Annotated in this window: 9 protein-coding genes; 5 read left to right on the plus strand and 4 right to left on the minus strand. The window is 75.1% G+C overall.

All coding sequences use genetic code 11. The features are described from left to right. Positions 1 to 35: 35 nt before the first annotated feature. The 5 genes from SM450_RS23195 to SM450_RS23215 all read left to right on the plus strand — a co-directional run bounded on the left by SM450_RS23195 (position 36) and on the right by SM450_RS23215 (position 7,523). Positions 36 to 1,673 carry a cellulose-binding domain-containing protein gene (locus SM450_RS23195; RefSeq protein WP_474621871.1) on the plus strand — a complete coding sequence of 546 codons (1,638 nt, stop codon included), beginning with the start codon at positions 36 to 38 and terminating at the stop codon, positions 1,671 to 1,673. A gap of 965 nt (positions 1,674 to 2,638) precedes the next feature. Continuing rightward, on the plus strand, positions 2,639 to 3,439 hold the full coding sequence (locus SM450_RS23200; RefSeq protein WP_474621957.1) for an ABC transporter ATP-binding protein: 801 nt from the start codon (positions 2,639 to 2,641) through the stop codon (positions 3,437 to 3,439). Positions 3,440 to 3,456: 17 nt separating this feature from the next. Continuing rightward, complete coding sequence (locus SM450_RS23205; RefSeq protein ID WP_474621872.1) at positions 3,457 to 4,443, plus strand: ABC transporter substrate-binding protein; 987 nt, start codon at positions 3,457 to 3,459, stop codon at positions 4,441 to 4,443. A 5-nt stretch (positions 4,444 to 4,448) separates the two neighbouring features. Continuing rightward, positions 4,449 to 6,548, plus strand: a complete 2,100-nt coding sequence (locus SM450_RS23210) for an iron ABC transporter permease (RefSeq protein WP_474621873.1) — start codon at positions 4,449 to 4,451, stop codon at positions 6,546 to 6,548. An 18-nt stretch (positions 6,549 to 6,566) separates the two neighbouring features. Beyond that, positions 6,567 to 7,523, plus strand: coding sequence for a siderophore-interacting protein (locus SM450_RS23215; RefSeq protein WP_474621874.1), 957 nt, complete (start codon positions 6,567 to 6,569; stop codon positions 7,521 to 7,523). 96 nt (positions 7,524 to 7,619) lie between these two features. On the opposite strand, the gene SM450_RS23220 is transcribed toward SM450_RS23215, so the two are convergent. From SM450_RS23220 to SM450_RS23235, 4 genes are read right to left on the minus strand one after another with little or no spacing between them, the layout of a single operon-like run. Then, positions 7,620 to 8,765, minus strand: coding sequence for an alanine racemase (locus SM450_RS23220; RefSeq protein ID WP_474621875.1), 1,146 nt, complete (start codon positions 8,763 to 8,765; stop codon positions 7,620 to 7,622). After that, positions 8,762 to 10,357 (minus strand): IucA/IucC family protein, encoded by a 1,596-nt coding sequence (locus SM450_RS23225; RefSeq protein ID WP_474621876.1) that lies wholly within the window; start codon positions 10,355 to 10,357, stop codon positions 8,762 to 8,764. Before SM450_RS23225 ends, SM450_RS23220 begins: the two co-directional genes overlap by 4 nt. Beyond that, positions 10,354 to 11,973 (minus strand): IucA/IucC family protein, encoded by a 1,620-nt coding sequence (locus SM450_RS23230; RefSeq protein ID WP_474621877.1) that lies wholly within the window; start codon positions 11,971 to 11,973, stop codon positions 10,354 to 10,356. Before SM450_RS23230 ends, SM450_RS23225 begins: the two co-directional genes overlap by 4 nt. Further along, positions 11,973 to 13,145: an ATP-grasp domain-containing protein gene (locus tag SM450_RS23235; RefSeq protein WP_474621878.1), complete on the minus strand. Its 1,173-nt coding sequence runs from the start codon at positions 13,143 to 13,145 to the stop codon at positions 11,973 to 11,975. Before SM450_RS23235 ends, SM450_RS23230 begins: the two co-directional genes overlap by 1 nt. Positions 13,146 to 13,171 lie beyond the last annotated feature (26 nt).

Below are 13,171 nucleotides of genomic sequence, written 5' to 3' on the forward strand. Positions count from 1 at the left end.
CATGGCACCGCACCACCACCCGCAGGAGAAAGATCATGATCAACCGACGGCGCCGTACGGCGTTGTGGACCTCAGCCGCCGCGGCGGCGACGCTCGTCGCCTCCGGCCTGGCCCTCGGTGCGACCGCCGCCCAGGCGGCGCCCGGCTGCCGGATCGACTACGAGGTGGCCGCGCAGTGGTCCGGCGGCTTCACCGCCAACGTCAACCTCACCAACCTCGGCGACCCGCTGAACGGCTGGACCGTCACCTGGTCCTTCGGCGCCGGACAGACCGTCAGCCAGGCATGGAGCGCCGACATCACCCAGACCGGATCGTCGGTCCGGGCCGCCAACGTCAGCTACAACGGCAGCCTCGGCACCAACGCCAGCGCGTCGTTCGGCTTCAACGGGACCTGGAACAACGCCAGCAACCCGAAGCCGACGTCGTTCGCGGTCAACGGCGTCACCTGCGGCGGGGCGATCCCCACCGACCCCGGGGGGACCAACACCCCGCCGCCGGGGCCGACGACCCCGCCCCCGTCGCCCACCACCGCGCCGCCGACCACCCCGCCGCCGACGACCCCGCCGCCGACCACTCCGCCGCCGACGAGCGGCGCGGTGTACGCCGCGCCGAACGGCAGCGCGAGCGCGCCCGGCACCCAGGCCAGCCCCACCACGATCGCCGCGGCGATCACCCGGGTCGCCGCGGGCGGCACCATCTACCTGCGCGGCGGCACCTACAGCCTGGCCCAGACCGTCACCATCGCCGCCGGCAACAACGGCACCGCGAGCGCCCGGAAGAACTTGTACGCCTACCCGGGCGAGACGCCGATCCTCAACTTCTCCGCGATGGGCGAGGACCCGGCCAACCGCGGCCTCGCGCTGAACGCGTCGTACTGGCACGTGCGGGGGATCGTGGTGGAGCGCGCCGGTGACAACGGCATCGCCGTCGGCGGCAGCAACAACATCATCGAGCGTACGGTGACCCGGTTCAACCGCGACTCCGGCCTGCAACTGTCCCGGATCTCCTCCAGCACCCCGCGCGACCAGTGGCCCGCCAACAACCTTATGGTCAGCGTCGAGTCGCACGACAACGCCGACTCCGACGGCGAGGACGCCGACGGGTTCGCCGCCAAGCTCACCGTCGGCAGCGGCAACACCTTCCGGTACGCGGTCTCGCACAACAACATCGACGACGGCTGGGACCTCTACACCAAGACCGACACCGGCGCGATCGGGCCGGTGACGATCGAGGACTCGCTGTCCTACAACAACGGCACGCTCAGCAACGGCACCCAGAACACCAACGGTGACCGCAACGGCTTCAAGCTCGGCGGCGAGGACATCGCGGTCAACCACACCGTGCGGCGCACCATCGCGTACCGCAACGGCAAGCACGGCTTCACCTACAACCGGAACCCGGGCTCGATGACGATCTCCAACAACCTGAGCATCGACAACACCGAGCGCAACTTCTCGTTCGACGCCGGCACCTCGGTCTTCCGGAACAACACGTCCTGCCGCAGCGGCAGCGGCTCGAACGACAAGACGGTCGGCAACGTGGACAGCTCGAACCAGTTCTGGTCCGGCTCGAACGGCTCCCGCTGCGCCGGCTGGTCGGGCGCGCTCGGCTGGTCGTTCGCCTCGGACGGACGCCTGGTCGTGACGCTTGGCGGCCGGGTGGTCTCCCTCTAGCCCCTCCGCCCCCGTCCCACCGTCGTCCCGTCGGTCCCATCGACGGGCGACGCCCGCGGATCGCCATCTTGGACAGTTTCCGTTCCCGCTGACGGAAACTGTCCAAGATCGTCCAGGGGCCTGAATCTTGGTACGGAATCGCCCCTCCAGGGCCCCGTCCCTACCAAGATCTATGGCGCTCTCGCGCGGCGGCGCAGCGGGGCGGCGGCGTGGCGGCGCAGGGCGGCGGGGGAGGGCCGAGCACGGCGTCGTGCCGTGTGTTTCCAAGCGGCTCGCGGCACCGGCCCCCGCATCACGGTGGTCGGCGCCGGCCACGTTCCGACCGAGCAGGTGAATGGGCCGGGCGGGTCACGGGTGCGGCAGTCCTCCGGCGACTGTGACTATGCGTAACTTTTCCCGCCGGTAGATGACTCCTCCTCCGTCGCCTTTGCTCTGCAGCCAAAGACGCATCGACACCCTCCGTTAGTGATGCGTCTATGGGTGCAGAGCAAAGGCGACGGAGGGGAGGGGTGCTCGAGCTGACACCGAGGGTTTTTGTCCTTTTTGGTATCTTCGTCTCCACTGAATCCGGGAGGCGCTCCGACGGGTCGCTACCCTAGGTAAGAATCACTTTCCGTGACCATGTGCGGGTCTAGGTGCGGGTCGGAGCGGGCGGGCGGCAGCCCGTGGGGGTGCGACCGGTCACCGGCCGCCGGCAGCGCCACCCGGCTGGCCCGGGGGGCAAGGGAGTGGGTCGGTGCGGGTCGTGCCGGCGAGAGGGCGGAGGCCGGGCTGGCAAGGGCCGGGCTAGGGTGTGTTGGGTTCCGCTGTCGGCCTGGCGGGACGAGTGCCCGCGCGCTTCCGGGGAGGAGAGGGCAACGTCGATCAGCCGGGCGATCCGGGTGAGCGGAACGAGGGAAGGTCGAGGGCGGCTTGACAGCGTGATCGGTGCTTAGGTTAGCCTTACCTTCGTGATGAGCGGAACGGTGCGGGCCGACGGCCTGCGGGGCAGTGAGCTGCGGCTGGGCTACCACGGAACCACTGTGGTGCACGACGCCGCGATCACGCTGCGTCCGGCGGCCGTCACCGCGCTCGTCGGCCCGAACGGCAGCGGCAAGTCGACGCTGCTGCGCGGGCTGGCCCGGCTGCACCCGCTGGAGCACGGCGAGATCGTGCTCGCCGACGGCACCCCGGCGCGGGCGCTGTCCGCCCGGGACTTCGCCCGCCGGGTCACGCTGCTGGCGCAGAGCCGCCCCACCCCGAGCGGGGTCACCGTGCGGGACGTGGTCGGCTACGGCCGGCACCCGTACCGGCAGCGGTGGCGGGCCGGTGACCCGGACGGGCCGGCCGCGATCGAGCGCGCCATGGCCGTCACCGGCGTCGACAGCATGGCCGGGCGTCCGGTGGACGAGTTGTCCGGCGGGGAGCTTCAGCGGGTCTGGTTGGCCACCTGCCTGGCCCAGGACACCGCGGTGCTGCTGCTCGACGAGCCGACCACGTTCCTCGACCTGCGCTATCAGGTGGAGATCCTCGACCTGGTGCGGGACCTCGCCGACACCGCTGGCGTCGCCGTCGGCGTGGTGCTGCACGACCTCAACCAGGCCGCCGCCGTCGCCGACCAGGTCGTGCTCATGCACTCCGGTCGGGTGCGGGGCACCGGCGTCCCGCGCGAGGTGTTCACCGAGGCGGCGCTCACCGAGGCGTACGGCATCCGGGTCGAGGTGACCGTCGACCCGGTCACCGGCCTGCTCTCCACCCGCCCCGTGGGCAAACACACCAAGTCCTGACTACAGAAGAGAAACCGATGTCGCGTACCCGTTTGACCCTGCTGGCCGCCGCCGCGACCGCGCTGCTGATCGCCGGCTGCGGCACCACCGAGGCGCCCGCCGCCGCCCCCACCGCCTCGGACACGCCGGCCACCGGCCCGGTCACCGTCACCGACAGCCGCGGCAAGGCGATCACCCTGAAGAACCCGGCGACCAAGGTCGTCGGCCTGGAGTGGGGTGAGGTCGAGATGCTTGTCGGCCTCGGCGTGATGCCGGTCGGCGTGGCCGACCCCAAGGGATACGCCACCTGGGTCACCGCCGCCCCGCTGGACCCGGGCGTGAAGGACGTGGGTACGCGCGGCGAGCCGAGCGTCGACTCCATCGTGGCGCTCCAGCCGGACCTGGTGGTGATGGAGGCCGAGCGCGGCGCGGCGATCGTCACCCAGTTGGAGAAGTACGTCCCGGTGCTTGTCACCAAGGGCAGTGACGCCACCGACAACCTCGGCCGGATGCGGTCCGACCTCACCATGATCGCCACCGCCACCGGCCGTACCGCGCAGGCGGAGAAGCTGCTCTCCGACTTCGACGCGGCGCTCGCCGACGGGCGGAAGAAGATCGCCGACGCGGGCGCGGCCGGCCGGCAGTTCGCCGTCGCCGACGGCTGGAAGGAGGGCAGCACGGTGTCGATCCGCATGTTCGGCCAGGGCGCGCTCGTCTCCCAGCTCGGCATCCAGCTCGGCCTGAAGAACGCGTGGACCGGCAAGACCGACCCGATGTGGGGGCTGGGACAGACCGACGTCGAGGGGCTGACCGTCCTCAAGGGTCAGGACCTGCACTTCTTCTACAACGCCTCGGACGGCGAGGACGTCTTCGCCGACGGTCTCGCCGGCAACGCGATCTGGCGCTCGCTGCCGTTCGTGCAGCAGAACAAGCTGCACAAGATGCCGAACGGCATCTGGACCTTCGGCGGCACGCTCTCCGCGAAGCAGTACGTCGACCAGCTCGTCGCCGTCTACACGGCCTGAGCCCGATGATCGCCACCGCCCCGCCGGAGCCGGCCACCCGGCCGGCCCCGGTCGGGCCGCCGCCCGCCCGCCGCCGGGTCGCCGGCGCGTTCGCCCTCGCCGCCGCGCTGCTGGTGGCGATCACCGCGGTGCACCTCACCCAGGGCACCTCCTCGGTGGGGGCGCTGGACCTGCTCCGGCTGCTCACCGGCGCCGACGACGAGACCGCCCGGGTGCTCGTCGCCTCCCGCCTGCCGCGGCTGCTCACCGGGCTGGCCGTCGGCGTCGCGCTGGGATTCGCCGGCGGGGCGCTCCAGTCGACCACCCGCAATCCGCTCGCCTCGCCGGACACCCTCGCGGTGAACGCCGGGGCGCACCTGGCGATCGTGGCCACCGCCGCGTTCGGCATCGCGCTGCCGGCGCTGCCCGCCGGTGGGCTCGCGTTCTGCGGCGGGCTCGCCGCGGCGTCCCTGGTGATGCTGCTGTCGGCCGGCGGTCAGGCCGCGACGACCCGGCTGATCCTCGCCGGTTCGGCCACCGCGATGGCGCTCGCCTCGCTGACCATGCTGCTCCTGCTGCTCTTCGAGCAGGCCACCATCGGGCTGTTCGCCTGGGGCAACGGTTCGCTCGTGCAGGGCGACCTGGTGGCGTTCACCCAGCTCGCCCCCGTGATCGCGGTCGCCGCGCTGCTGCTCGTCGCGCTCGGGCACAAGCTGGACCTGCTCGCCCTCGGCGACGACACGGCCACCGTGCTCGGGCTTGACGTGCGCCGGACCCGGCTCGGCGTGGTGCTGCTCGCGGTCCTGCTCTCCGCCGCCGCGGTCACCCTGGCCGGCCCGATCGGATTCGTCGGGCTCGGCGCGCCGGTGATCGTCCGGCTGCTCGGCCGCTGGGTGCCCGAGGTGCACCGGCACCGGGTGCTGCTGCCGCTGGCCGGCATGGTCGGCGTGATCGTCGTGCTCGGCTCCGACGTGCTGCTGCGGGCCGTGCTCGGCGGGCAGGCCGGGGTGGAGGTGCCGACCGGCGTGGTCACCACGCTCTTCGGCGCGGCGCTGCTTGTCTGGTTGGCCCGCCGGCACCGCGACGCCGGGCCCACCCGGCAACCGCCGGGCGGCCACGCCGCCGTACGCTCGCGTGCCTTCCACACCGCCGTCGTGGTGGCCGTCGCGGTGGCGGCCGTCGCGGCGCTGGCGCTCGGCATGCTCGCCGGGGACACCTGGGTGCTGCTCGGCGACATCGTCAACTGGGTGCAGGGGCGCACCGGTCCGGCGTACACCTTCGTGCTTGACGCGCGCTGGCCGCGCGTCGCGGCGGCGCTGCTCGCCGGCGCGGCGCTCGCCCTGGCCGGCACCACCGTGCAGGCGGTCTGCCGCAACCCGCTCGCCGAACCGGGCATCCTCGGCATCACCGGCGGCGCCGGGATCGGCGCGGTGTCGCTGCTGACGTTCGCCCCGATGGCCGGGGTGCTCGCGCTCTCCGGCGCGGCCGGGCTCGGTGCGGTCGCCGCGTTCGCGCTGGTCTACGGGCTGGCCCGGCGGCGCGGGTTGAACTCCGACCGGCTCGTGCTGATCGGCTTCGCGGTGTGGCAGGGCGGCGCCGCGGTGATCACGTTCATCGTGGTGTCCTCCGACCCGTGGAACACCGGCAAGGCGCTGACCTGGTTGTCCGGTTCCACCTACGGGCGCACCGCGCCGCAGGTGCTGCCGGTGGCGCTCGCGTTGCTGCTCGCCGTCCCGGTGGTGGCCGCGGTACGCCGGGAGCTGGACCTGCTCGCCCTGGACGACGACACGCCCCGGGTGCTCGGGGTCCGGCTGGAGCGCGCCCGGTTGGTCGCGCTCGGCCTGGCGGCGCTGCTCACCGCCACCGCCGTGTCCGCGGTCGGCGTGATCGGCTTCGTCGGGCTGGTCGCGCCACACGCCGCGCGGGCGCTGGTCGGCGGCCGGCACACCCGCGTGCTGCCGGTGGCGGTGCTGCTCGGCGCCACGCTCGTCAGCCTCGCCGACACGCTCGGCCGTTCCGTCATCGCGCCGGCGCAGATCCCCGCCGGGCTGGTCACCGCGTTGATCGGCACCCCCTACTTCGTCTGGTTGCTGTGGCGTTCCCGCACCGCGACCGGTGTCCACTGAGACCGAGAGGACGTCACCATGACAAGCACGCTTGCGGTCGCGCCGTGGCGCGTGTTCACCGTCGAGGTCCGCGCGTTGCGCCGGCTCGGCCCGTCGTTCCTGCGGGTCACGTTCACCGGGCCGGACCTGGACCGGTTCGCCGACAACGGGTACGACCAGCGGATCAAGCTGGCCCTGCCGGTGGTCGACGGGGCGGCCGGGGAGCTGCCCGACGGGCCGGACTGGTACTCGCGGTGGCGGGACCTGCCGGCGGAGCAGCGCAGCCCGATCCGCACCTACACGGTCCGGGCGGTCCGCCCGGAGGCGTACGAGGTGGATGTGGACATGGCGTTGCACGGCGACGGCGGGCCGGCGACGCGGTGGGCGCGGCGGGCCCGGATCGGTGACCGGCTCGCGCTTGTCGGCCCGGACTCCGGTTACGGCGGCGAGCACGGCGGGGTCGAGTTCCGGCCGCCGGCCGGCGCGACGCTGCTGCTGGCCGGTGACGAGACCGCCGCGCCGGCGATCTGCGCGATCCTGGACCGGCTGCCGGCCGGGGCGCGCGGTCACGCGGTGGTGGAGGTGCCGGAGGCGGGGGACGAGTTGCCGTGCCGCGTGCCGGCCGGCGTCACAGTGACCTGGCTGCCGCGCGACGGGGCCCCGCACGGCAGCCGGCTCACCCCGGCGGTGACCGCGCTCGCCCGCCGGCTGCTGCCCGCGCCGACCGACCCGGGCGCCGGAGCCGCCGCGAGCGCGGACCGGCAGACGGGCCCGGGCGGCGGGCCGTCGGCGGACGGGAGCGCGGACGTGGACGTGGATCGGGAGATCCTCTGGGAGGTGCCGGACCGGGCCGACGGCGCGGCGCTCTACGCCTGGCTGGCGGGTGAGGCGGCGGTGATCCGTGGCCTGCGCCGGCACCTGGTCGGCGAGCATGGGCTGGACCGGCGGGCGGTGGCGTTCATGGGCTACTGGCGGGCCGGCCGGGCCGAGTGCTGACCCGTCACTCGCGCAGCGTCTCGCTCGGCTGCCGGCCGTAGGCGTCGCGGCAGGCGGCGGCGCGGGCGCTGCTCCGGGCGCCCGTGGGGGACACGGTCAGCCACCGACCGGCCGGGCGGCCCACTCCGCCGCGATCCGGTCCGGGTCGCCGACCCGGAACTCCGGCGGCTCGTGCAGCAGGAAGTCCCGGTGGCTGATGTTCCACGCGTAGGCGCCCGCCATGGCGAACACCAGCACGTCGCCCACGCCCACCGGGCCGGCGTCCGCCGACCGGGACAACACGTCCTTCGGCGTGCACAGTTGCCCGACCACGGTCACCGGCCCGCCGTCGGTGCGCGGGCCACCGCCGTCGCGTCGCCGGTGCACGGTGAACGGCTGCGCGTGCCCCTTCGCCGCCGGCGTCCGCAGGTGGTGCGTGCCGCCGGCCACCACCGCGAACCACTCGCCGTACGAGCGCTTCACGTCGATCACCTCGGTCAGGTACGCCCCGCAGTGGACGGTGACCGAACGGCCCGGCTCGATCCGCAGCCGCACCCCCGGGTACGCGTCGAGCACGTCGCCGAGCGCCCGGCCGTAACCGGCCCAGTCGAACCGGGCCGCCGGGTCGCCGTAGTCGACGGCCATGCCGCCGCCCACGTCGACCTCCCGCGCCCCGATCTCGGCGACCGCCCACCTGACCACTGCCTCGGCCACCGTGCCGGCGAGCGGGGCGTCCAACCCGCTGGCCAGGTGGGCGTGCACGCCGTGCACCTCGACCCCGGCCGGCGGGCGGCGGGCGCACGCCACCGCGTCCGCCGGGTCCATCCCGAACGGGCTGGGCCGTCCCCCCATCACCAGGCTCGCCCCGGGCACGTCCAGGGGCAGGTTCACCCGCAGCAGCACCCGCGCCGTCCGGCCGGTGGCCGCCGCAAGCGCGCCGAGACGACGCAGCTCGGCCGGGGACTCCACGTGGATCCGGGCCACCCCCGCGGCGAGCGCGGCGCGCAGATCCGCGTCGGTCTTGCCCGGCCCGGCGTACCCGGCGGCCGGCCGGCCGGGCAGCACCTCGGCGAGGCGGCGCAGCTCGCCACGGCTGGCGGTCTCGAAGCCGTCGACGACCGGCGCGAGCGTGCGCAGCACGTCCGGCTCCGGGTTGGCCTTGACCGCGTAGAGCAGGTCGACCGGCCGGGGCAGCGCCGCGCGGATCGCCCGCGCGTGCCCGGCGAGCGCGTCGAGGTCGTGGACGTACACCGGCCGGGTCACCGGCGACCGCCGAACGGGTTCGGCACCGGCACGAACGGCGCCTGCCGGTCCGCGTCCCGCCGCCACCGCACCAGCAGGTTCGCCTTGGCCACTAGCGGGTCACCGGCGAGCAGCGCGCGCAGCTCCGGCGGATCGCCCAGCTCGGCGGCCACCGCCGTGACCACCGCGCGCACCTCCCGCCACAGGGCCGGCTCGATCCCCGGCCGGGCGTCGGCCAGGGCGCCGCAGACGCCGGCCAGGTGGTTGACGAACAGGCAGTAGACGACGCGTCGGCGGGCGTCGTCCGGGCCGTACCCGGCCTGCCGCGGCACTCCGTCGGGCCAGGCGGTCCAGCGGCTGGTGTCGAGCTTCACCCCCTCCAGGTCGCGCAGCAGCATCCGGGCCGGGTGACCGTCGGCGTCGCACACCACGACCACGTTCTGCAGGTGCGGCTCGTGCACCACGCCGTGCCGCAGCCAGGCGCACAGCACGGCCGGCACCAGCAGCCCGACGTAGCGCCGCCACCAGCCCACCGGGTCGGCGACCGGCAGCGGCGCGGCGGCGAGCGCCGCCGCCAGCACCGGGGTCTGCCCGGGCCGCAGGTGGGCGCGCAGCCCGGTGCGCAGGATCATCCCGTACGCCTCGTCCGCGCCGGGGGAGTCGACGGTCCGGTAGGCGGGTTCGGCGAGCAACGCCACGCCGTCGGGCAGCGGAACCCCGGCAAGCAGCCCGGTGAGCGCGACCGCGCCGGTCAACTCGTACCTGGCGTTCTTGCGCAGGCAGTTGGTGATCCGCACGTGCAGGCTCGTCTTGACGAACAGGTCCGCGTCGGGGGAGTAGAGCGTGCGGACGCTCGCGGTCGGCCGCACCGGCGCGCCGGCCGGGCCGAGCCGGCGTACCCGGGGATCCGCCGGCGGCACCAGGGTCAGTTGCCAGGGGTGCACCGGCAGCGCCAGATGCCCGGCCGGTGGACGCGGCGGGTCCAGGGCGGCAAGCAGCTCCTCGACCGGCCCGGCCTCGGCCACCAGGTCGTCCGGCACGGCGAGCCAGTGCAGCCGGAACGCGGTGCGCAGCTCCGGCGCGTACGCCCGCCAGCCGTCCGGGTGGCCGCTGCGCCACTTCGGCGTCGGGTGGTGCGGGTGGCCCAGGACGAGCGACTGCTCGGACGCCACGTACGCGTCGAGGGCCGGGTCGCCGGTCGGCGTCGGATCGGCGGCCGGCCGCTCGGCCAGCAACCGGGCCACGGCGTCCCGGCTGGCCCGCACCTGCCCGAGGAACTCGGGATTGTCGCGGCCGGTGCGCGCGGTCAGCTCCGCCGCCACCAGCCCGGCCAGTCGCTCGGCGTCCAGCCCGGCCCACCGGCCGCCGTCGAGCCGGCGTCGCACCGGCCCGTGGTAGCGGTGCGCGCCGACCGCCGACACCCGGGTCACCGCGCACCGCAGCACCGCTCCGGTGGCGGCGAGCCGCACCCGTACCTCGTCGGCGGTCACGGTGACCGCGCCGGCCGGCGCGGCGACCTCGCGGACCAGGCAGCCGAAGACCGCGTGCGCGGTGGCCAGGTCCGCCGGGCGGGTGTGCCGCGCCGCCCGGGGGCGCAGGCCCGTGTTCGTCATCGCGTCTCCCGCAGGTAGTTCGGGCCGGTGCGCCGGTAGTACTTGTTCACGTCGGCGCAGCCGAGGCGCTGCTTCGGCAGCAGGGTGCCGGCGGTGACCATCGCCTTGACCGGCAACCGGTCGGCCCGCAGCACCCGCTCGGTGAGGGCCCGCGCCGCCGGCCCGTCGCCCCACCGGTCCCGCGCCGCGACGAGCCGGGGGGTCAGCGCGGCGGCCGGCGACGGCACGGGTACGCCCCGGGCGGCGAGCGCCAGCAGCGGCGCGGCGGCGGCCAGGTGCAGCGTGATGGTGACGAACACGTCGGCCAGCTCGCCCGGGTCGGCCGCCCACATCCGCGCGTCCCGCAGGGTGAGCCCGCCCCGGTGCCGCCGGTCGAGCCGCGCGCCGTCGTCGTCCTTGTAGAGCAGGCCGACCGCGCCGTCCGGTCGCAGCAGCAGGTGGATGTTCTGCGGATGGGCCTCCAGCGCCACGCCGTACCGCAGCCACAGGCAGACGTGCCAGTCGAGCAGCAGGTCCAGGTAGGACTCCAGCACCGCCACGGGACGGTCGCCACCGATCCGCTCCAGCACGGTGCCGCCCCCCGGGTCCGGCGCGGCGAGCGCCGCCACCGGCACCACCCGGGTGCCGGACAGGTCGCGGGGGAACCGGCGGAGCAGGAACGCCCGCCTGTCGTCGTCGCCGAGGTGACCGTAGGTGTGCTCGTCGGCGTGCCGGATCCGGCCGGCGAAGGCGGGTTCGGCGGCGGCGATCCGGTCGAGCAGCCCGGCCACCGCCGCGCCGTCGGCGAGGGTGTCCGGTCGCAGGCCGCGCCGGTTGCGGGCGCCGAGCGTGGCGGTGGGCAGCGGCAGCTTGAGATGGGTGTACGGGTCGTCGGCGAGCGCCACCGTCCGCATCGAGAGGGTGGGCCGCACGGTCACCGCCGGCCGGTCCGTCACCGGCAGCGCGTGCCGGGCCGCGGTGAGCGGGTGCGTCGGGAGCAGCAGGTCGCCGGCCCGCTCCGCCGCCGGCCACCAGGCGGGCAACGGGCCGGTGAGCCGCACCGCCGCCCGGGGCGCGGCGTGCCAGCGCAGCGTGAAGCGGGGCGCGTGCTCCGGGGCGTACCGGATCAGGTCGTCGTCGTGGAGCCCGTGCCGGCAGCGGTCGGTCGGGTAGACCGGGTGGCCGGCGTGCGCGGCGAGCACGTCGTCGAGCAGCGCCGCCGCCATGCCGGCCGGCGCGGTCGCCCGCTCGGCGGCCACGGCGGCGAACACCGCAGGTCGGGCCCGGGCGGCGAGCCGGCGGGCCCGCAGGTCGGCGTGGCACTCGGCGGCGAATGTACGCCACCCGGCCTCGGCCTCGGCGTCGCCGTTCGGGGCGAGCAGCACGAGCAGGCCGTCGAGGGTGTCCACCCGGCGGTCGCCGCCGCCCGCGCCACGGACGTCCACGGCGGCGGTCGCGCAGCGCCACGCCGCCTGGAAACCGTCGACCCGGACCGGTACGCGCAGCAGACCGGCTGGGCACGGCGTCTCCCACCGGTCGCCGACGAGCCGGCCGTGGCGCAGGAGACCGAGGTGGTCCTCGCGGAGCAGGGCGTCGAGCACCCGGGCGAACACCTGCCGCTCGCTGTCGTCGATCATCAGGTGATCGTCCAGCTCAGCTCGCGGCGGAACGCGGCAAGCGTGGCCCGCACCCGGTCCGGGTCGGGGCCGATGCCGTGCAGCGCCGCCAGGTAGTCGCGGTTGGTGCCGGTGTGCTCCGCGACCCGGCCCACCTGGCGCATCGGTCGGCAGGAGAGCCGGACGCCGTCGCGGACGGTGTCCCGCCGTCCGGGCGCGGCGGTGAGCCGCCCGGACCGGTCGGCGCAGACGTACTCGACCCGGGCGTGCCGGTCGGGGGCGGCCGGGTCGGGCAGGTCCAGCGCGGCGAGCGGCTCGCCCAGGTGCAGCCGGATGACGTGGGCGAACAGCGGCACCCCGAGCAGGTCGGTGAGGATCAGGTCCATCCGGTCGCCGATCAGCCGGTCGTTCACCTCGATCAGCCGGATCCGGTCGCCCCGCACGACGTATTCCGTGTGGCAGGCCCCGAAGCCGACGCCGAGCGCGTCGAGCAGCGTGCCGAGCCGGGCCTGGTGGTCGGGGGGCGGGGGTGACCAGTCGAGGCTGACCTCGGTGAAGGTGGGTGGCGGGCCGAGGCCGGTGTGCCAGCCGCCGAGCGTCGCGAGCGAGCGTCCGTCGCCGAGCGTGTCGTAGGTGTGCAGCTCCCCGGTCAGGTACTCCTCGACGACGAGGGCCACCTCCGGTCGCCGCCGGCGGATCGCGGCGACCCGGGCCGCCAGGTCGCCCCGGTCGGTGACCAGGTAAGCGTCCTCGCTCGCCACCCCGTCGCGGGGCTTGACCACCGCCGGGAGGAGGTGGTCCGGCACGTCGGGCGGCGCGCCCGGGTCGACGGTGACCACGCGGACCGGGTCCAGGCCGGCGCGGGCGAGCGCGCCACGCATGGCCGCCTTGTCCTTGCAGCGCCGGGCCGCGTCCGGGTCCTTGCCGGGCAGGCCGAGCTTGCCGGCGGCGACGGCGGTCGCCTCCTGGAGGTGGTCGCTGTTGGACAGCAACGCGGCGGGCGGCTCGGCCGCCGTGGCCGCCACGACGGCCGCCGCGTCGCGGACCGCGCAGCGCCGCACCGGCGCGCCTGTGGGCCACTCGCCCGGCTGGTCGGTAAGCACGGTGACCGGCAGGTCGAGCGCGTCGGCCGCCGGGAGGAAGCCCTCCAGGACGGCGTCGGTGGGGTTCAACGCGGTCAGGTACAGCCGCATCCCGCCTCCTCGCGCTCACGTTTAGG

It is taken from the genome of Micromonospora marincola, assembly GCF_056150385.1.

Bases quoted from the DNA above. Each gene is read 5' to 3' on its own strand.
- SM450_RS23205 (WP_474621872.1), top strand. From the start codon at position 3,457: ATGTCGCGTACCCGTTTGACCCTGCTGGCCGCCGCCGCGACCGCGCTG.
- SM450_RS23210 (WP_474621873.1), top strand. From the start codon at position 4,449: ATGATCGCCACCGCCCCGCCGGAGCCGGCCACCCGGCCGGCCCCGGTC.
- SM450_RS23230 (WP_474621877.1), bottom strand. From the start codon at position 11,973: ATGATCGACGACAGCGAGCGGCAGGTGTTCGCCCGGGTGCTCGACGCC.
- SM450_RS23235 (WP_474621878.1), bottom strand. From the start codon at position 13,145: ATGCGGCTGTACCTGACCGCGTTGAACCCCACCGACGCCGTCCTGGAG.
- SM450_RS23225 (WP_474621876.1), bottom strand. From the start codon at position 10,357: ATGACGAACACGGGCCTGCGCCCCCGGGCGGCGCGGCACACCCGCCCG.
- SM450_RS23195 (WP_474621871.1), top strand. From the start codon at position 36: ATGATCAACCGACGGCGCCGTACGGCGTTGTGGACCTCAGCCGCCGCG.
- SM450_RS23215 (WP_474621874.1), top strand. From the start codon at position 6,567: ATGACAAGCACGCTTGCGGTCGCGCCGTGGCGCGTGTTCACCGTCGAG.